The sequence below is a fragment of the Variovorax sp. ISS6 genome (assembly GCF_056523145.1).
Genome location: NZ_JAWRZC010000002.1, coordinates 65537 through 83355 on the forward strand (window position 1 = coordinate 65537; position 17819 = coordinate 83355).

18 protein-coding genes are annotated in these 17819 nt (G+C 69.8%); 8 read left to right on the forward strand and 10 right to left on the reverse strand.

Going from position 1 to position 17819, the window contains the following annotated elements:
• Nucleotides 1–30: 30 nt before the first annotated feature.
• Both AC1HIL_RS32320 and AC1HIL_RS32325 read right to left on the reverse strand, forming a co-directional pair.
• Complete coding sequence (locus AC1HIL_RS32320) at nt 31–891, reverse strand: isocitrate lyase/PEP mutase family protein (protein WP_093349771.1); 861 nt, start codon at nt 889–891, stop codon at nt 31–33.
• Nucleotides 892–931: 40 nt separating this feature from the next.
• On the reverse strand, nt 932–1885 hold the full coding sequence (locus tag AC1HIL_RS32325) for a tripartite tricarboxylate transporter substrate binding protein (RefSeq protein WP_057589879.1): 954 nt from the start codon (nt 1883–1885) through the stop codon (nt 932–934).
• 208 nt (nt 1886–2093) lie between these two features.
• Here AC1HIL_RS32325 and prpR point away from each other — a divergent pair, with 208 nt between their 5' ends.
• The 3 genes from prpR to AC1HIL_RS32340 all read left to right on the forward strand — a co-directional run bounded on the left by prpR (nt 2094) and on the right by AC1HIL_RS32340 (nt 4756).
• Nucleotides 2094–4061, forward strand: coding sequence for a propionate catabolism operon regulatory protein PrpR (gene prpR / locus AC1HIL_RS32330; RefSeq protein ID WP_479669206.1), 1968 nt, complete (start codon nt 2094–2096; stop codon nt 4059–4061).
• Nucleotides 4062–4170: 109 nt separating this feature from the next.
• On the forward strand, nt 4171–4491 hold the full coding sequence (locus tag AC1HIL_RS32335; protein WP_431514042.1) for a type II toxin-antitoxin system RelE/ParE family toxin: 321 nt from the start codon (nt 4171–4173) through the stop codon (nt 4489–4491).
• Nucleotides 4463–4756 (forward strand): addiction module antidote protein, encoded by a 294-nt coding sequence (locus AC1HIL_RS32340; RefSeq protein WP_093349783.1) that lies wholly within the window; start codon nt 4463–4465, stop codon nt 4754–4756. The genes AC1HIL_RS32335 and AC1HIL_RS32340 overlap by 29 nt, the downstream gene beginning before the upstream one ends.
• A gap of 14 nt (nt 4757–4770) precedes the next feature.
• On the opposite strand, the gene AC1HIL_RS32345 is transcribed toward AC1HIL_RS32340, so the two are convergent.
• The 4 genes from AC1HIL_RS32345 to AC1HIL_RS32360 form a co-directional block, all read right to left on the reverse strand.
• Entirely contained in the window at nt 4771–6609 is a 1839-nt protein-coding gene (locus AC1HIL_RS32345) for an ATP-binding response regulator (protein WP_413765389.1), read from the reverse strand.
• 106 nt (nt 6610–6715) lie between these two features.
• Nucleotides 6716–8056, reverse strand: coding sequence for a metal-dependent hydrolase family protein (locus tag AC1HIL_RS32350; protein WP_413765388.1), 1341 nt, complete (start codon nt 8054–8056; stop codon nt 6716–6718).
• A 61-nt stretch (nt 8057–8117) separates the two neighbouring features.
• Complete coding sequence (locus AC1HIL_RS32355) at nt 8118–8906, reverse strand: alpha/beta fold hydrolase (protein WP_479669205.1); 789 nt, start codon at nt 8904–8906, stop codon at nt 8118–8120.
• A 10-nt stretch (nt 8907–8916) separates the two neighbouring features.
• Nucleotides 8917–9786 carry a fumarylacetoacetate hydrolase family protein gene (locus AC1HIL_RS32360; protein WP_479669204.1) on the reverse strand — a complete coding sequence of 290 codons (870 nt, stop codon included), beginning with the start codon at nt 9784–9786 and terminating at the stop codon, nt 8917–8919.
• A gap of 185 nt (nt 9787–9971) precedes the next feature.
• On the opposite strand from AC1HIL_RS32360, the gene AC1HIL_RS32365 reads away from it, so the two are divergent.
• Together AC1HIL_RS32365 and AC1HIL_RS32370 are read left to right on the forward strand one after the other, a co-directional pair.
• Nucleotides 9972–10898 carry a helix-turn-helix domain-containing protein gene (locus AC1HIL_RS32365; RefSeq protein WP_261213212.1) on the forward strand — a complete coding sequence of 309 codons (927 nt, stop codon included), beginning with the start codon at nt 9972–9974 and terminating at the stop codon, nt 10896–10898.
• A 22-nt stretch (nt 10899–10920) separates the two neighbouring features.
• Nucleotides 10921–11157: a hypothetical protein gene (locus AC1HIL_RS32370; RefSeq protein ID WP_479669203.1), complete on the forward strand. Its 237-nt coding sequence runs from the start codon at nt 10921–10923 to the stop codon at nt 11155–11157.
• Between the two features lie 32 nt (nt 11158–11189).
• Here AC1HIL_RS32370 and AC1HIL_RS32375 read toward each other — a convergent pair whose 3' ends face one another.
• Nucleotides 11190–11825, reverse strand: coding sequence for a TetR/AcrR family transcriptional regulator (locus tag AC1HIL_RS32375; RefSeq protein WP_479669202.1), 636 nt, complete (start codon nt 11823–11825; stop codon nt 11190–11192).
• Between the two features lie 241 nt (nt 11826–12066).
• On the opposite strand from AC1HIL_RS32375, the gene AC1HIL_RS32380 reads away from it, so the two are divergent.
• The 3 genes from AC1HIL_RS32380 to AC1HIL_RS32390 are packed head-to-tail and all read left to right on the forward strand — an operon-like array spanning nt 12067 to nt 15224.
• Nucleotides 12067–13680 (forward strand): tannase/feruloyl esterase family alpha/beta hydrolase, encoded by a 1614-nt coding sequence (locus AC1HIL_RS32380; protein ID WP_479672797.1) that lies wholly within the window; start codon nt 12067–12069, stop codon nt 13678–13680.
• Nucleotides 13681–13719: 39 nt separating this feature from the next.
• Nucleotides 13720–14547, forward strand: coding sequence for a TatD family hydrolase (locus AC1HIL_RS32385; protein WP_479669200.1), 828 nt, complete (start codon nt 13720–13722; stop codon nt 14545–14547).
• A complete protein-coding gene (locus AC1HIL_RS32390; RefSeq protein ID WP_479669199.1) occupies nt 14544–15224 on the forward strand; it encodes an alpha/beta hydrolase family protein in 681 nt (226 codons plus the stop codon). The genes AC1HIL_RS32385 and AC1HIL_RS32390 overlap by 4 nt, the downstream gene beginning before the upstream one ends.
• 7 nt (nt 15225–15231) lie before the next feature.
• Here AC1HIL_RS32390 and AC1HIL_RS32395 read toward each other — a convergent pair whose 3' ends face one another.
• Genes AC1HIL_RS32395 through AC1HIL_RS32405 form a run of 3 tightly spaced genes read right to left on the reverse strand, consistent with a single transcriptional unit; the run spans nt 15232 to nt 17815 of the window.
• Nucleotides 15232–16452 carry a pyridoxal phosphate-dependent aminotransferase gene (locus tag AC1HIL_RS32395; RefSeq protein WP_479669198.1) on the reverse strand — a complete coding sequence of 407 codons (1221 nt, stop codon included), beginning with the start codon at nt 16450–16452 and terminating at the stop codon, nt 15232–15234.
• Entirely contained in the window at nt 16449–17114 is a 666-nt protein-coding gene (locus tag AC1HIL_RS32400; RefSeq protein ID WP_479669197.1) for an RraA family protein, read from the reverse strand. The genes AC1HIL_RS32395 and AC1HIL_RS32400 overlap by 4 nt, the downstream gene beginning before the upstream one ends.
• Before the next feature lie 35 nt (nt 17115–17149).
• Nucleotides 17150–17815: an RraA family protein gene (locus AC1HIL_RS32405; RefSeq protein ID WP_479669196.1), complete on the reverse strand. Its 666-nt coding sequence runs from the start codon at nt 17813–17815 to the stop codon at nt 17150–17152.
• Nucleotides 17816–17819: the final 4 nt, after the last annotated feature.

The window sequence follows — 17819 nt, forward strand, 5'->3', positions numbered from 1 at the left end:
TCCGCACCCCTCAACGCCCGAACACCCCTTTCATGTGTAGCGTCGCTCGAGCGCATCCCATTCGGGCTTGCCCACCAGCCGCTGGCGCTCGGCGAACGGTGCGACCAGCGCGGGATCTTCCTCGAGCCGCCTCGCATCGCGCAGCACCGTGAGCGCCTTCTGCATGCCGACCACGGCGCCCTGCAGCGCGGCGTTCGCGTACAGCACGAGGCCATAGCCCATGCCGCCGAGGTCCTCGGCGCCGAAGACGGGCGTCTTGCCGCCGATCACCATGTTCATGAGCTGCGGCCGGTCGAGGCGCTGCGGCAAGGCGCGGATCTGCTCGGCGCTGGTGACCGCCTCGACGAACAGGATGTCGGCGCCGGCCTCGGCGAACTGCTGCGCGCGCTCGATCGCGGCTTCGAAGCCCAGCACGGCACAGGCGTCGGTGCGCGCCAGGATCAGCAGGTCGGGGTCCTGCCGCGCATCGACGGCCGCCTTGATCTTGCTCACGGCCTCCTCCGTCGAGATGACGGCCTTGCCCTCGAAGTGGCCGCAGCGCTTGGGCGCGATCTGGTCCTCGAGCTGGATGCAGTCGGCGCCCGCGCGCTCGAGGGTGCGCACCGCATGGCGCACGTTGAGCGCGTTGCCGAAGCCGGTGTCGGCATCGACGATCAGCGGCACGCGCACCGCATCGCGGATGCGCGCCGTGTGGTCGGCCATCTCGGCCAGGCCCACGAAGCCCTGGTCCGGCAGGCCGAACCACATGTTGGTGACGCCGGCGCCGGTGATGTAGATCGCCTCGAAACCCAGGTCCTCGACGATGCGGGCCGACAGCGCATTGAAGGCGCCCGGAACGATGACGCCGCGGCGGGCCTGCGCCAGGGCGCGCAGTTGTTGTTTGGTATTCATGGATCGGCTGGAAAAAAAGGAAGGAGAGCCCGCGGTGCGCTCACTTCTCCTGCATCCGGGCCGCCTTGACGATCTCGCCCAGGCGCTTGCGCTCGGCATCGGTGAACTTCACGAACTCCTGGCGCGTGCCGCCCACGGGCTCGATGCCCAGGCCCTGGAGCTTGGCCACGGTGGCGGGATCGCGCATGGCCTTGTCGACGGCCGCGGCGAGCTTGTCCAGGATGTCGTTGGGCGTGCCGCGCGGCGCATGCAGCCCGGCCCAGTGCGCGATCTGCAGCTCGGGGAAGCCCTGCTCGACGGCCGTGGGCAGTTGCGGGTAGGCCGAGATGCGCTGGGTCCAGGTGGTGGCCAGCGGCTTGAACTTGCCCTCGCCCCGGATGTGCGGCAACGCGATGATGCTGGCCTCGGAGGTGCCCTCGACCTGCCCGCCCAGCACGGCCGTCGTGCTCTCCGAGCCGCTCTTGTACGGCACGGCCTGCAGCTTCGCGCCGTACTTCACGTTGAGCATCTCGGCCACGAAGTGCGGCGTGCTGCCGGTGCCCGCGGTCGCGAAGTTGAAGCCCGCGCCCTTCTTCGAGGCCTCGACGAAGTCGCGCAGGTTGTCGTACGGGGCCGACTGGGGCACCACGATCACCGAGGGCGCCAGGCCGATCATGACCACGGGCACCAAGTCCTCGTCCTTGAACGGCAGGGACTTCTTGATCATGCTGTTGGAGATCACGCCCGCGGCGCTGATCAGGAAGGTGTAGCCGTCGGGCGCGCTGCGCGCCACCAGGTCGGCGCCGAGCGAGCCGCCCGCGCCGGGACGGTTGTCGATGATGACCGGCTGGCCCAGCACCTTGGCCGCCCCTTCGGCCGCCGAGCGCGCCAGCAGGTCGTTGGCGCCGCCCGCCGCGAATGGCACGACGAAGCGGATGGACTTGGCGGGCCAGGCCTGGGCCTGCGCGGCCAGCGGCAAGGCACAGGCCAGCGCGGTGGCGGTCAGGCAGGCGATGGTGGAAAGGCGATGGAAGCGCACGGGAGGTCTCCTTGGTTTTGGGCTGGAAGCCGGGGTTTGCGCAAGCGTTGTGCCATCGGTGCCAGGGGTGCGTCCCTCGTTTCCAAGTCATTGATTCGAAAGGAATTCGCGCTGCCTCGGCGGGCGCTCGCCCGGGTCTGGATTTCAATTTGATTTCATGAATGAGACAATGAAATCCATTGAAATGAATACATTGCCCGCCGCTCCGAGCCCTCATTCCCCCACCACGCCGCGGCCGCTGCACATCGTGGCCGTGGCCCGCCACCGACTGGGCCGCGTGCTGGCGCGGCTGATACCGGAGGTGGCCGGGCAGGCGGAGGTCGAGCTGGTCGGGCAGGCCTTCGACGATGCCGTGGCGGCCGTGCGCGCGCTGCATGCCCGGCGCCCCGTCGACGCGGTGGTGGCCGCGGGCGCCAGCGGCGAATGGCTGCGCCGGCACCTGGACATTCCGGTGGCCATCGTGGAGGTGCGCGGCTTCGACCTGATGCGCGCGCTGGCCGCGGCGCGCGCCCTCTCGCCCCGGGTAGGTCTGGTGTCGTTCGACGGTCCGTCGGAGCACCTCGCGCAGCTCGACGCGCTGTTCGGCATGGGCATCGCGCAGTTCAGCTACCGCGGCGCGGAGGACGCGCCGGCCTGCGTGGAGGCCCTGCGCGCCGCCGGCATCGAGGCCGTGGTGTCGCCCGGGCTGGTGGCCGACCTGGCCGAGCAGGCCGGCATCGCCAGCGTGCTGATGTACTCCGAGGATGCGGTGCGCCAGGCGCTGCAGGACGCCCTCCACCTGGCACGCCACGGCCATGCCGAGCGCGCGCGCCGCGAACGGCTCGGCACCATCCTCGGCCAGTTGCAGGACGGCGTGGTCGCGGTCGACCTGCGCCAGCGCATCGAGGCCCTGAACCCCGCCATGGCGCAACTGCTCGGCGCTTCCGTGGCGCAGCTCGTCGGCCGCGTGCTGAGCGAGGTGGAGCCCGTGCTGGACCTCGGCGCCACCTTGCGCCTGGGCGAAGCCCCGGTCGAGGAAGTGCTGCAGATCGGCATGCGCACGCTGGTCGTGCGGCGCGCGCCCATCGTCGAGAACGGCGAGGTCACCGGCGCGCTGCTGGTGTGCCGCGACCCTGCCGCGATCCAGCGCGCCGACCGCCACCTGCGCGCCAACCAGCGGCAACGCGGCGCGCCCGCGCGCTACCGGATCGAGGCCTTCGCGGGCGACGGCGCCGCGGCACGGCGCGTGCGCGAGCTGGCGCGGCAGTGCGCGGCCAGCGACGCCACCGTACTCATCGTCGGCGAGAGCGGCACCGGCAAGGAGCTGGTGGCCCAGGGCATCCACAGCGCGAGCCGGCGCGCCACCCAGCCCTTCCTGGCCGTGAACTGCGCCGCGCTGGGAGAGAGCCTGCTCGAAAGCGAACTGTTCGGCCACGAGGAAGGCGCCTTCACCGGCGCGCGGCGCGGCGGCAAGACCGGCCTGATCGAGGCCGCCCACACGGGCACCCTGTTCCTCGACGAGATCGGGGACATGCCCCTGGCGCTGCAGACCCGGTTGCTGCGCGTGCTGCAGGAGCGGGAGGTGCTGCGCGTGGGCGCCACCGCGGCGGTGCCGGTCGACCTGCGCGTGATCGCGGCCACCCATGCCGACCTGGCGGGCCAGGTGGAGCGTGGCCTCTTTCGGCGTGACCTGTACTACCGGCTCGCGGTGCTGCGCATCGAGACGCCACCGCTGCGCGAGCGCGGTGCCGATATCGCGTCCCTGGCCGCCGGCCTGATGGCGCGCCGCGCGCCCGCGGCGGGTGTGCCCGCGGACCGGGCATCGGCCTGGCTCGCCGCCTTGCTGGAGCTGGCCGCGGGCTACGGCTGGCCCGGCAATGTGCGCGAACTCGAGAACCTCGTCGAGCGCCTGCTGGCCTGCCACGGCTACCTGGCGCCCGAGGGCCGGCTGGACCGCGCCCGGCTGCTCGAGGTGTTCGCGGAATGCACGCAGGCGCGTCCGGCGCCCGCGCGCAATCGCCTGCTCAAGGGCGCGCGCACGGCCGCGGAGCGGCAACGGGTGCGCGATGTGCTGCAGTCGGTCCAGGGTGACCAGGACCAGGCCTGCGTCATTCTCGGCATCAGCCGTTCGACGCTGTGGTGGCGGTTGCGCGACGAGGCGCCGAAGGCCTGACGAGGCGATTCCTTTCGGGTGGCACCCGCTTCTGCGCAGCCTCGCAAGCATCCAAGCGACGATCTGGTGCGACCTTGCGAATATGTAGCCTTGCGGCTACAATGAGGCCATGTTCACGGTCATTGAAACCGATGAGTTTTCAGGGTGGCTGGAGGGTTTGAAGGATGGCATGACGCGCATCCGGCTGGCTCGTCGGCTCGACAAGGCGCGCCGAGGGAACCTGGGGGACGTCGCGCCCGTCGGTGAAGGCGTTTTCGAAATGCGTGAGTTCTTCGGCCCCGGTTGGCGGATGTATTTCATCGAGCAGGCCGGGACCATCATCGTCATGCTGGGTGGTGGCGACAAGTCGACCCAGCAGCGCGACATTGAACGAGCCAGGAAGATGGCTCTGGAGTTGCGAAATGAGCAAGATCAAGACCCGTCCCTTTGACATCGCCAACTACCTCGCCAGCGAGGCCGACATGGTGGAGTACCTGCGCCAGGTCGTGGATGACAACGACCCGGCCGAACTGGCAGGGGCACTTGGCGCCATTGCGCGTGCGCGCGGCATGGCCCAGCTCGCCAAGGACACGGGGCTGTCCCGCGAGAGCCTGTACAAGAGTCTTTCGGGAGAAAGAGCGCCCAGCAGCGATACCTTGTTCAAGGTCATCAAGGCGCTGGGCTTCAAGCTGACGGTGGAGCCTGCGGACACCTGAACCGCGGGGCCCTCTCAGCCCCGCTCCTTGTGCTCCCCGCGAATGATCTGGTGCAACGTGCGCAACAGCACCTCCGGCTGCACCGGCTTGAACATCACGACCAGCCCGCTGGCATAGGCCGCGCGCACCCGCTCGGGATCGGTATCGCCAGTGACCAGGATCGTGGGCACGCGGCGGCCTGCGAGCCGGCGCAGTTCGGCGGTCGCCTCGATGCCGTCCTGCGGATCGGCGAGCCGGAAGTCGATGAGGAAGGCGTCGAAGCCGTCGGGCGTGGCGCGCACCTGCGCGCTGGCATCGGCGAGCCGGCAGGTGATCTCGATGCGCTCGCAGTAGGGCGCGAGCCACATGCGCACCGCCTCGCCCACCGGCTGCTCGTCGTCGAGCAGCAGCACGCGCGGCGGCACCAGCGGCGGTTCGGTGGTGTCGGCCTGCGCGGCATCGGGCACGGCCGCGGGCGCGACGGGCAAGGCGGCGGGCACGGGCGGGCGGCGCGGCAGGTCGACCCAGAACACGCTGCCGTGGCCGAGCCGCGAACGCACGCCGATCTCGCCGCCGAGCAGGTCCACCAGCCGCTTGACGATCGCCAGCCCGATGCCCAGGCCGCGCGCGACGTCGCGCTGCGGGTTGTCGACCTGGTAGAACTCGTCGAACACATGCGGCAGGTGCTCGGGCGCGATGCCCAGGCCGGTGTCCCACACGGCCAGCCGCAGGCGGTCGCCGCGCGGCCGCGCGCTCACGAGGATGCCGCCCTGGCGCGTGTACTTGAGCGCGTTGTCGACGAAGTTGGTCAGCACGCGCAGCAGCAGGTCGCCATCGGTCTGCAGCCATTCGGGCGCGGTGTGGAAGCGCAGCGCCAAGCCCGCCTGCTGGGTGCGCGGCTCGAAGATCTGCGACAGCCGCAGGAACAGCGGGTCCACCGCCATTCGTACCGGCTGCGGCACCACGGTGCCGGCATCGATCTTCGAGATGTCGAGCATCGCGTTGAGCAGGCCGCTCACCGCATCGGTGGCCTGCACCACGCGGCCGGCCACGGGCGCCAGCGGATGGTCGGCCAGGTCGCGCTCGAGCGAGCGCGAGAACAGCGCCAGCGCATGCACCGGCTGACGCAGGTCGTGGCTGGCCGAGGCGAAGAAGCGGCTGCGCTCGCGGTTGAGCCGCTGCAGCTCGAAGGACTGGCGCAGCAGCTGCTCGCTCAGCAGCTCCTTGTCGATCTGGTCGGACAGGCTGCGCCGGATCAGCTGGTGCTGCGACAGCGCATAGCGCGCCATCGAGCCGCCGAACAGCAGCCCGACCACGCAGGTGAACCAGCCGTCGGTGCCGCCCATCCAGGCGAAGCGCGTGACCACGCCCAGCGTGAGCGGAATCGTGACCACGGGCACCATCGCGCGCCAGGTGGCGATCACCGGCACCGAGCCCATCAGCACCGCGAACATGCCCAGCAGCAGGATCAGGATGCGCATCGGCGATTCGGTGCCCGGCGGCATCAGCGCCCAGGGCGCCAGGGTCCACATCGACATGTAGGCACCCAGCGGCAGCATGAAGCGCCAGGCGCCATCGGGCTGGCGCAGCGTGAACTCGGGCTCCGGATAGAGGCGCGCGTTCCAGCGCATGAACACCAGCCGCAGGCACAGCAGCGTGCAGATCGCGACGCCCCATGCCAGCGCGCCGTAGCCGCGCGTCATCCCGAAGAACACGCCGGCCATCGCGATCGCCGAGGCCAGCGCCGTCAGCACCGTGGGCGGGCCCATCACGAACATGCGGCGCAGCAGGCGTTCGCGGACCAACTGCGCATGGGAATCGGCGGGTCCGGGCACTTGGCCCGACGGGGTGGAGGTGGCGCCCGGCGTACGCATGGGCGGCAGTGTAAGGGTCGGCCGCTTCGGGCCGAGGCCCGGCGGCCGCCGGGAACGCGATCGAGGCAGCACGCCGGCTCATCACGGGCGGGCTTGCAAGCCAAGCTCACTGCATCTCGGCCAGCGCCTCCTTGACGCCCTGCTCCTGCAATGGCGTGTCGCCGCCGTCGAGGTGCAAGGCCGCGTGCGGCGGTACCGGGGTTGCGCAGTCCTTATGGATCACGCCATCCTTCATCACCAGTTGCACCCTGGCCGGGTCCGTCAGCAGCGACAGGTCCTGCAGCGGGTCACCGTCCACCAGGACGATGTCGGCGAGAAAGCCGGCCTTCAAGCGTCCCAGTTCGTCGGGGCGCAGCATGATCTGTCCGCCAAGCCGGGTCGCAGCCATCAGCGCCTCCTTGGGTGTCATGCCGATGTAGTCGACGAAGTACTGGAGGTCGTTGGCATTGGTGCCGTGCGGCATCCACGCGAATCCGTAGTCGCCGCCCGGCAGGATGCGAATGCCGCGCTTGTGCATCTCGCGCAGCGACGCCGATGCGATCTCCAGTTCGCGCTTGTAGCCCATCTGCGTGGCGACCGCCTCCGTGATGCCGTACTCGGCCGCGTTGTAGGTCGTGCGAATGAGCCAGCCGATGCCCGGCGCGACGAAGTGCCGGTCCTTGGCCGCCTCGAGCATGTCGAGCGCTTCCGAATCGGCGAAGCTGGCGTGGTAGACCATCTCGATGCCGTGGCGCACGCACTGCTTGACCGACTCGCTGGAGCGCGCATGCGCGGCCATGCGCTTGCCGTAGCGCTTCGCTTCCTGCGCCAGCATGGCGACCTCGTCTTCGGCGAACGGCGACATCTCCGCGGGCAGGCCGGCGATGTACTCGCCCGACAGATTGATCTTCAGGTGGTCCACGCCGTACTTGATGAAGGTACGGGCCGACTTGCGGATCTCCTCGGGGCCGCTGCAGACGCTGCCGAAACTCAGTTCCTCGAACTTCATGTGCGGCAGCGTGTTGTCGCCCAGTGCGCCGATGGTGGTGATCTCCTGGCTGCCGGCCAGATAGCGCGGGCCGGGGAACTCGCCCGCGTCGATGGCGTTGCGCAAGACCACGTCCAGCCGCGGCTTGGCTGCCGCCGCGCCGATCGCGGAGGTCCACCCCATGTCGAGGTAGCGCTTGGCCACGCGCACGCACCAGAGCATGTGTTCCTCGGGCGGCATGAACTGAATGGCAGCGAGGGACGGCTGGTCGTTCCACGAGAAATGCGTGTGGGCCTCGGTCATGCCCGGCATCAGAAAGCGGCCTTTGCCGTCGATCACGCGTGCGTCATCGGTGCTCACTCGCTGGGGGAAGCGCGCCACTTCGACGATGCGCTTTCCCTCCACGAGAAGGTCGCCGGCGTACGGGTCCTCGCCCGAGCCGTCGAAGATGCGAACGTTGGTGAATGCAATACGGGTCATCGTTGTCTCCTCCGGCATGCGTTGCCGGCCATGGGGTTGTCGAATGGCGCCTGGCGCCGTCTCAGCGCAGTGCCGCGTAGAAGGCGTCGATTTCTCGTGCGCAGCGCTGCGGTTGTTCGAAGGTCGTCCAGTGGCCGCATCCGTCGAGCACGACGACGCGGCTGCCCGCGATGCGCTCCTGCATGGCGCGGACGTTGTGCGGCGGCGCCACGCCATCCTGATCGCCGGTGACCAGCAGGGTGGGCACATCCAGGCGTTCGAGCGCGGCCGACCGAGCATCGGCGAGCGCCGTGCAGCTTTGCGCGTAGCCCTCGGGCGACTGGCGCATCACGCTCTCCCGCACCAGCGCGAGCACCGCCGGTTGTTGTTCCTTCGTCTGCGTGCTGGTCGCACCCTTCACGATGGCATCGGCGATTTCCTGCATGGCGGCCACGCCGCCTCGCGCCGCGTTCGCACGGGCCGCGATGTTGGGGCGGGCGGCATCGGGAGGCGCGGCCAGCGGGCCGAGGAGCACCAGCGATTTCACCGTGCCGGGACGGCGAAGCGCCAGGTGTTGGGCGACGATCGTGCCCATCGAGTGGGCCATGACATGCACCGATCCAATGTCGAGCGCCGAGAGCAACTGCACCATCGCGTCCACGTAGCGCTCGATCGACAGCGCCTTGCCGTCTTGCGGCAGCGGCGACCTCGCGCTGCCTGGAAGATCGGGCCTGATGCAGTGGAAGCCGCCGAGCACCGGCAACAGGGGTGTCCAGTTGTTCGAGGAGCCGCCGAGCCCGTGGATGCACAGCAGTGCCTCGCCGGTGCCGTCGATCTCGACGGTCAGGTCGTTCAGAATTCGAGTCGTCATGCGCAGCCCTTCAGACGAACTTGTTCTCGATGGCGCCGAGCCGGTCGATCTCCACGCGCACCACGTCGCCGGCGCGCAGGTAACGCGGCGGACTCATGCCCATGCCCACGCCGGCCGGCGTGCCGGTCGCGATGACGTCGCCGGGGTAGAGCGTGATGCCGCGCGAGATGGTCTCGATGAGCGTGGGGATGTCGAAGATCATGTTCTCGGTGGGACCGTCCTGGCGCAGTTCCCCGTTGACCCAGCAGCGCACGCGCGTCCTGGTGCCGTCGAACTCGTCGGCGGTGACGATCCACGGGCCCATCGGGCAGAAGGTGTCGAAAGACTTGCCCAGGTCCCACTGGCCGTGGCGCATCTGCACATCGCGCGCGGTCACGTCGTTGACGACCGTGTAGCCGAACACATGCGACATCGCAGCGGCGCGCGCGATGTTCTTGCCGCCCTTGCCGATCACGACGGCCAGTTCGGCTTCGTAGTCGATCTGGGTGGAGACCCCGGAAGGAACGAGCACGTCGTCGTGCGGGCCCACGACGCACTCGGGCACCTTGGTGAAGACGATGGGCCACTCGTCGGTCCTGGCCGTGTTGTCCTTGAACACCGAGGCCGCCAGTTCCTTGGCGTGCGCATGGTAGTTGCGGCCCACGCACCAGAGGTTGCGGCGGGGCCTGGGCAGCGGCGCATCGAGCACCACCTCGCCCAGGTCGACGGCCGGGCCGGCCCGCTCCGGGAGCGAGCCGCCTTCGGCAAGGGACTGGATCAGCGTCAGCACGCCGCTGTCGGCCTGGACCTGCGTGAGCTGCAGCGGGGTGACGGTCTTCCCGTCGGCGGAGACGAGCCCGACCTTGCGGTGGCCTTCGCTCGTGAAAGTGGCGATTCGCATGAAGCTTTGCTCCTGTGTTGTGGCGATGCGGCAACTCTAGGAATTGCGGGCCCACGCCGCTTATCGGTCGATCCGGCGACGTATCGGATCGTCTGGTGTCCTCCTAAGGACTTACCCGAGGCGCGGTGCCGGTCGCGGAGCCGGGAAGGAACAATCGCCGCAAACCACCTCGATGAAGCAGACAGATGCAGGAAGCCTATGCACTTCACGAAGGCGCGTTCGGCACGGCGATCGTCCTGGAGGCGAGCGCCAATCTGGTGTCGCACGCCCACTCGGAAACGCAGCTCGCCCTTTGGCTCGGCGGGGCGCGCGCCTGCGCGCATGTCGGTGCGCAAACCGTGCCCTACAGCGAGAGCGTGGCGCTGGGCGTGAACGCGTTCGAGGCGCACGACATGGTTCGCCTGGACGACAGTGGATCGAGCCTGTTCATCGTCTTCATGATCAAGAAGGAGTGGCTCGACGAGCTCGGCCAGGCGAAGGACCGCAGCTTTCGCTTTCCCTCGCCGCGGGTGCCCATCGGCGATGCGCTGCGCCGTTCATGCTGGCGTGTGCTGGACCTGATGATCTCGGCCGGCAGCGGACGCGACCAGGTCGACAGGGAGGTGGAGCGCCTGCTGGAAGCCGCCATCGCGGCCTCCAGGACGGGCGGCGAGGCCCCTTCGGTCGCGGCGGGCATCGGCGTCACGCTCGATCATCGCCTTCGGGCCGCCATCGCCCATATGCGCGCGCACGTCTCGGAGAAAACGACCATCGACGAGATCGCTGCCAAGGTGGGCCTGTCGCGCGCGCACTTCTTCGCGCTGTTCCGCGACCAGTTGCACACGACGCCGCAGGTGTTCTGGAGCGGCGTGCGCGTCGAGGAGGCGATGCGTCGCGTCAGCGAAGGTGGCGAACTCACGGACGTTGCGCTCGACCTGGGTTTTTCGGCGCCAGGCAACTTCTCGCGCTTCTTCAAGGAGCACACGGGGATTTCGCCATCGATCTTCAAGCGGGCCACGCGCGCGCCTTCTCCTGTCACCGTGACGGGCATTCCGCGCGAGGGGCAGAGCCCCTCTCCATCCGCCGATGTGCCGGAAGATGAAGGCGAACGCGGCCATATCCGCAGCATATGAAAACCACTCCTGAATCGGTCTGGTGCTGCCCGCCGGCATGCCGGTGGCGGCGCGGCGCGAAGTCCCGCAGGCCTGGCAGCGCGCGCTGATCAGTCCGAAGCTGCGCCAGCCCCTGGTCGCGCGGGGCTTCGAGCCCGCCTCGGGCGATCCCGTGGAAATGCAGCGCACCGTCGCCGCCGAGATCGCGCGCCACCGCGCGCTGCTCGCGAGCGGCCGTATCAAGCTCGATGGAGCGGCCCGGCCTTCGCAAGATCCATGACGGAGAGGCGCGCGATGGGTTCGATCAGCCGATCACGGCTTGCGCGCCTTCGGCGCCTTCTTCGCCGGCGCGATCTCCAGCCCCGTGATGCCGTTGAGGAACAGCTGCGTCGCGATCGGTGCCATCTGGTCGTAGGAGAAGCGTCCCCCGGGCTTGAACCAGGTGAACATCCAGTTGAGCATGCCGAACAGGAACATCGTCAGCAGCTTGTGCAGCTGCGAGGCGTGCAGATCCGGGCGCGTGGCGGCGATGGCGTCGGCGAACACCCGCACCACCGTGCGCTCCTTGTCGAGCACGCGTGCCTGCGCCTCGGGGGCCAGGAAGCGCACGTCCTCGGTGAGCACGCGGTGCTCGTGCTGCGCCTCGGCGTACTCGGCCATGAAGGCCTCGATCAGCTCGGGCAGCCGCTCGTCGGGCGCGAGCTGCAGCGCTTCCACGCCCGTGACGATGTCGACCAGGCGCGACACATGGCCGTCGGCGATGTGAAGCAACACCTCGGCCTTGTCCTTGAAGTGGTGGTAGAGGCCGGGCTTGGACAGGTGGCTGGCCTCGGCGATCTCGTTCATCGACGTCGCCGCATAGCCCTTGCGGGCGAACAGCTCGGCGGCGGCTCTGGCGATCAGGCTGCGCTGGTCGCCGGGGCGGGAGGAAGCGGTGTCAACGGTCATGGAGGGCAATGAGGGGCTGCGCGCGAGGCCACGCGGTCCGCGATCTTAGGGGTTAGTCCCGAGCCCTTGCCGCTTGCCCGTGTCCGCACTGCTGCGTTAGCCTTGCGCGGCTTCCAAACCGACCGGTCGGTTGGTTTTCTGTTCGATCACATCGGCCGGACGACGAAGCCATCGAGCGAGATCCGCCGGCCATCCGGCACCCCATCAAAAATCGGAGACAACCATGCGTGACGAGAAGTGTGTGAACCGTGTCCTGCTGTCGGCGGGCCTGCTGATGGCCGCCGGCCTGGCCCTGCAGGGCTGCGGAGGTGGCGGCGGCAGCGGCTTCTTCCCGATTCCGGCGCCCGCGCCCGCACCGGCCGCGCCGCCGCCCGCGGGTCCGTCGGGCCCCAGCGTCGAGCAGCTCAAGAGCACCTGCAACGGCCTCAAGGGACAGGTGCTGGCGGGCGTCACGGTCACGCAGACCGCGCGCTTCGAAGCCAAGGCGGCGGTCAACGCTTCGGGCTTCTGCCAGGTGCTGGGCACGCGCGCGCCCTTCCTCGACATCGAGATCGACGTGCCCGACAACTGGACCGGCCGCTACTGGCAACAGGGTGGCGGCGGTTTCGACGGACGCATCGCCTCGGCGGTGACCAAGGACGGCGGCGGCGCGGTGACGGCGGTCGACCCCACGCTCGCGATCAAGGGCGCGGTGTACGCGGCCTCGAACGGCGGCAACCGCGCGAGCGTGCCCGCGCAGGCGGCGCCCGGCGTCTGGGCCAGCGGCACGGCCGAGGGCCAGCAGTCGGCGACCGACTACGCCTATGCCGCGGTGGGCACCACGCTGCGCTTCGGCAAGGCCGTCGCCCAGGCCTTCTTCGGCAAGGCGCCGACGCACAGCTATTTCAACGGCTGCTCCAACGGCGGACGCAATGCCTACATCGCCGCGCAGCGCTGGCCGCAGGAGTTCGATGGCATCGTCTCCGGCTGCGAGACCATGGACATGGCGGGCCAGACCAGCGCCTGGCTGCGCGCGGCCTCGCTGACCGGCACGCCCGCGGCGCTGAGCCCCGCGCAGACCGGCGCGGCCTATGCGGCCGCACTGTCGGCCTGCGATGCGCTCGACGGCGCCAGCGACAACCTGATCGGCAATCCGCAGGCCTGCAGCTTCGATCCGGCCGTGCTGCAGTGTGGCATGGCGGGCGCGAGCAGCGATCCGGCCCTCTGCCTGAGCGCCGCGCAGGTGGGCACGCTCCAGTCCTTCCTGTCGCCGCTGAAGCTCTCGAACGGCTCGACCGTGCTCTCGGGCTATTCGTGGGGCAACGGCCTCGGGCTCGGCTGGGGCGGACTCGGCGGCGGCTTCGCGCTGCTCGCGAGCGGCGACCCCGCCTGGCTCACGCCGGCCAGGCAGGCGGGCTTCCAGCTCGAGACCGACTACTACATGCTCGGGGCAGGCCTGGCGCGCATCGGCGCCGACCACGACAAGGCCGCCATCGCCAGCTACGTGGCCTCGGGCCGCAAGCTGATCTCCTGGCACGCCGGCAGCGACGCGCTGCTGTCGCCGAACGACCACTATCGCAACTGGACCACCATGACGGGCATCGCCAGGTCGCTGGGGCTCGCCGATCCGAACAGCGCGACGCGCTTCTTCATCGTTCCCGGCGGCGGGCATGGCGCGGGCGGCAGCCTGCAGGAAGTGGACTGGGCCTCGGCCATCATGGGTTGGGTGGAGAACGACGACGCGCCCACGCAGCTGACCTACAACTTCACCAGCGGCGGCACGGCGCGCAGCATGCCGGCCTGCCAGTACCCCAAGTACCCGAAGTACAAGGGCTCGGGCGATGTGAACGCGGCGGCGAGCTACAGCTGCAGCTGAGGGCCGCGGCATCGCGCGGTGTTCTCGTACCATCGATGCATGAGCATCGAAGCGCAAGCCGCCTCCCCTCTCCTCGTCGACATCGGCGTCAACTTCCACTCGAGCCAGTTGGCGTCGATGACCGCGCCGCTGCTGGCGCGCGCCAAGGCCGCGGGCGTCGCGCAGATCCTGGCCACGGGCACCTCGCTCGCCTCGAGCCTGCGCGCGCTCGAGCTGGCGCGGGCGCATCGGGGCCTGGTCTTCGCGACCGCGGGCGTGCATCCGCATGACGCGAAGACCTTCGATGGCGCCACCTTCGACCGGCTCGCCGAACTCTGGGCCTGCCCCGAGGTCGTGGCCGTCGGCGAGTGCGGCCTCGACTACAACCGCAACTTCTCGACGCCCGAGGCGCAGCGCGCGGCCTTCGACCGGCAGCTCTCGATGGCCGCGCGGACAGGCAAGCCGCTGTTCCTGCACTGCCGCGATGCCTTCGCCGATTTCCACGACATGCTCGCGCCCGTGGTGGCCGATGGCGCGCACGGCGTGGTGCACTGCTTCACCGGCGACCGCGCCGAAGCCGAGGCCTTTCTCGCGATGGGCCTCGATATCGGCATCACGGGCTGGGTGACGGACCTGCAGCGCGGCCAGGCCTTGCGCGCGGCCATCCCGGCCATTCCGCTGGACCGGCTGCACCTCGAGACCGATGCGCCCTACCTGATGCCGAAGAACGCGGGCCTGCGCGGCAAGCCGAACGAACCGGCGTACCTGCCTTGGGTGGCCGCGGGCGTGGCTGAACTGCTCGAACGCGATGTCGCCGAGATCATCGCGGCCTGCAGCGCCAACAGCCGGCGCTTGTTCGGACTCCCACCCGTCGAGGCCGCCGCATGAGCACGTCGAGAAAGATCGCGATCGAGGTCGACGCCGAGCTGCGCGTGTCGGGCCTGATCGATGCGGCCGACGATGCGCGCTTCGCCCTGGTGCTCGCGCACGGTGCGGGCGCGGGCATGACGCATGCGTTCATGGAGGCCGTGGCACGCGGCCTCGCCGAGCGCCGCATCGCCTGCCTGCGCTATCAGTTCCCGTACATGGAGCGCGGTTCGAAGCGGCCCGACGTGCCGCCGCTCGCGCATGCCGCGGTGCGCGCGGCCGTGGCCAGTGCCGCGGCGCATTTCCAGGGCCTGCCGCTGTTCGCGGGCGGCAAGTCCTTCGGCGGACGCATGACGTCGCAGGCCCAGGCGCTGGGCCTGCTGCCCGGTGTGGCCGGGCTGGTCTTCCTCGGCTTCCCGCTGCATGCGGCCGGCAAGCCCTCGATCGATCGCGCGGCGCACCTGCACGAGGTCGACGTGCCGATGCTGTTCGTGCACGGCGCGCAGGACAAGCTCGCGGAGCCGCCCTGCTTCGCGCAGGTCGTCGCCTCGCTCGGTGACTGGGCGAGCGTCGACGAATACGCGGCGGCCGACCACGGCTTCCATGTGCCGAAGAAATCGGGCCTGACCGACGAGTTGGTGATCGAGCAACTGCTCGACCGCATGGCGGTGTGGATGCAGGCCCGGCTGCTGCCCTGAATCCGGCTCAACGCAGCGCGCGGCAGAAGCGTTCGATGCGATCGCAGGCGATGCGCAGCGACTCCTCGTCGAGCGCGTAGGCGATGCGGAAGTACGGCGAGAGCCCGAAAGCCGCGCCGTGGACCACGCCGACATCCGCCTCCTCCAGCAACGCGAGCGCGACATCCTCGTCGCTGGCCAGCAGGGTGCCGGCCGCCGTCGTCCGGCCGATCAGCTCCTCGCACGCGACGAAGGCATAGAAGGCGCCCGAGGGCGCATCGCAGCGCAAGCCTGGGGTGGCGTTCAGCGCCGCGACCAGCAGGTCGCGCCGCCGCTCGAAGCTCGCGCGCGATCGCGCGATGAAATCCTGCGGCCCGTCGAGCGCGGCGATCGCCGCGTGCTGCGAGATCGAACTGGCGCCCGAGGTCTGCTGGCCCTGCAGCTTTTCCATCGCTTCGAGCAGCCAGCGCGGGCCGGTGCCGAAGCCGATGCGCCAGCCGGTCATGGCATAGGCCTTCGAGACGCCGTTCATCGTCAGCGTGCGCGCGGCGAGGCGGGGTTCGGCCTGGGCCAGCGTGTGGAAGGCCAGCCCGTCGAAGACCAGGTGCTCGTAGATGTCGTCGGCCAGCACCAGCACCTGGGGATGGCGCAGCAGCACCTCGGCGAGCGCGCGCAGTTCCACGAGCGTGTACACGGCGCCCGTCGGATTGCTCGGCGAGTTGAGGATCAGCCACCGGGTGCGCGGCGTGATCGCGGCTTCCAGCGCTTCGGGCCCGAGCTTGAACCCGGAAGCGACGCCGCAAGGGACCACGACCGGCCGGGCGCCGCACAGTTGCACGATCTCGGGGTAGCTGACCCAGTACGGCGCCGGCACGATCACCTCGTCGCCGAGGTTCAAGGTCGCCGCGAGCGCGTTGAAGATCACCTGCTTGCCGCCCGAGCAGACGATCGTGTCTTGCCAGCCGACGTCCAGGCCGTTCTCGCGCCGGAACTTGGCCGCGACGGTCTCGCGCAGCGCGCGCAGGCCCGCGACCTGCGTGTAGCGCGTGTGGCCCCCCCGGATGGCCGCCACCGCCGCGTCGCCGATGTGCGCGGGCGTGTCGAAGTCGGGCTCGCCGGCCGACAGCGAAACGATGCGCGCGCCGCTCGCGCGGCGCGCCGCCACCCGGTCCATCATCCTGTAGGTCGCGGAGGGCTGCGCCGCCGCGAGGTGGACGTTCAATCTCGCCGCCGCGGTGTCGCCGCTCATGGTGCCTTGCGCTGCAGCGTGTGATAGCCCATCGCCGCGCGCGCTTCGCCCAGGGTCTTGCCCTCGGCGATCCAGGCGCGGATCTGCGACTCGGCCGCTTCGATCCCGCGCGCGAGTTCCGCGACCTCGCGGGTCCGCGCGCGCGGCACGACCAGCACGCCGTTCGCGTCCGCCACCACGATGTCGCGCGCGGCCACGCGGGCCTGGCCGATGGACACCGGGACGTTCACGCCCTCGACCTGCACGCGGTCCTTGCCGGTGCGCATGAAGCGCCCGCGCGTGAACAGCGGGTAGCCGTCGTCCAATGCCTTCGACACGTCGCGGCAGACGCCGTCGATCACGGTGGCGGCGATCCGCCGCTGGCCGGCGTACTGGGTCATGATGTCGCCCCACACCGTGCAGTCGGTGCGGCCGCCGTTGTCGATCACGAGCACGTCGCCCTCGGCCACCTCGTCGATGAAATCGCCGACCGAGCCCGCGGGCGTGCTGGCCGGGACGTACTTCACCGTGAAGGCGGGCCCCACGGTCACGCCGGCGTAGTCGGCCAGCGGCACGAGGCCGAAGCAGTGGCCCGGCAGGCCGAGCTTGTCCATGGCGTCCGAAACGCCGGGGGTGTCGAGGCCTTCGAACAGGGCCACGAGGTCCTTGTCTTCTTGTTGCATGGGAATGGCTTTCACTGGGAGTGTGGTGACGGGATTCAGAGGCCGTGGGCCGACAGGGTTCGCTCGAGCCAGCCCTGTTCGACGCGCCCGGTGGCGATCTCCGCCTTGATCGCGTCCTCGGTCCGGGCGGTCTGCGCGACGGCCGCGAGCAGGCGCTCCCCGTCCGCGGGATCGAAGCAGACCACGCCGTCCTCGTCGCCGACCACCACGTCGCCCGGATGCACCACCTGCCCGCCGACGCAGACGTCGCGGTTCATGGAGCCGGGGCCGAACTTGTAGGGCCCGCGATGCGTGCTGCTGCGTGCGTGGCATGGGAAGTCGGCCTCGAAGAAGGCGCGCACGTCGCGGATCGCGCCGTCGATCACGAAGCCCGCGCAGCCGCGCTGGATCGCGTACAGCATGATGAGTTCGCCCACCAGGGCGTTGTTCGGGTCGCCGCCGCCATCGATCACGAGCACATGGCCCGGCTCGATCTCCTTGAGCGCGCGGTAGACGAGCAGGTTGTCGCCGGGCCGCGCCTTGATCGTGTACGCGGTGCCGACGAGCTTGCGCGAGCGGTTGAAGCGCCGCAGGCCGAGCATGCCCGACATGCGTTGCAGGTTGTCGCTGATGTGCGGCGTGACCACGTCCCGCAGCGCGGCGGTCAGCGCCTCGGGCGCGAGCTTCGGGACGGGCCCGATGTCGAAATTGGAAGGGGTCAAGATG

Excerpts from the sequence above, each read along its gene's own strand:
- AC1HIL_RS32320 (WP_093349771.1), bottom strand. The coding sequence starts at position 891 with ATGAATACCAAACAACAACTGCGCGCCCTGGCGCAGGCCCGCCGCGGC.
- prpR (WP_479669206.1), top strand. The coding sequence starts at position 2,094 with ATGAATACATTGCCCGCCGCTCCGAGCCCTCATTCCCCCACCACGCCG.
- AC1HIL_RS32335 (WP_431514042.1), top strand. The coding sequence starts at position 4,171 with ATGTTCACGGTCATTGAAACCGATGAGTTTTCAGGGTGGCTGGAGGGT.
- AC1HIL_RS32340 (WP_093349783.1), top strand. The coding sequence starts at position 4,463 with ATGAGCAAGATCAAGACCCGTCCCTTTGACATCGCCAACTACCTCGCC.
- AC1HIL_RS32345 (WP_413765389.1), bottom strand. The coding sequence starts at position 6,609 with ATGCGTACGCCGGGCGCCACCTCCACCCCGTCGGGCCAAGTGCCCGGA.
- AC1HIL_RS32350 (WP_413765388.1), bottom strand. The coding sequence starts at position 8,056 with ATGACCCGTATTGCATTCACCAACGTTCGCATCTTCGACGGCTCGGGC.
- AC1HIL_RS32355 (WP_479669205.1), bottom strand. The coding sequence starts at position 8,906 with ATGACGACTCGAATTCTGAACGACCTGACCGTCGAGATCGACGGCACC.
- AC1HIL_RS32360 (WP_479669204.1), bottom strand. The coding sequence starts at position 9,786 with ATGCGAATCGCCACTTTCACGAGCGAAGGCCACCGCAAGGTCGGGCTC.
- AC1HIL_RS32365 (WP_261213212.1), top strand. The coding sequence starts at position 9,972 with ATGCAGGAAGCCTATGCACTTCACGAAGGCGCGTTCGGCACGGCGATC.
- AC1HIL_RS32375 (WP_479669202.1), bottom strand. The coding sequence starts at position 11,825 with ATGACCGTTGACACCGCTTCCTCCCGCCCCGGCGACCAGCGCAGCCTG.
- AC1HIL_RS32385 (WP_479669200.1), top strand. The coding sequence starts at position 13,720 with ATGAGCATCGAAGCGCAAGCCGCCTCCCCTCTCCTCGTCGACATCGGC.
- AC1HIL_RS32390 (WP_479669199.1), top strand. The coding sequence starts at position 14,544 with ATGAGCACGTCGAGAAAGATCGCGATCGAGGTCGACGCCGAGCTGCGC.
- AC1HIL_RS32395 (WP_479669198.1), bottom strand. The coding sequence starts at position 16,452 with ATGAGCGGCGACACCGCGGCGGCGAGATTGAACGTCCACCTCGCGGCG.
- AC1HIL_RS32400 (WP_479669197.1), bottom strand. The coding sequence starts at position 17,114 with ATGCAACAAGAAGACAAGGACCTCGTGGCCCTGTTCGAAGGCCTCGAC.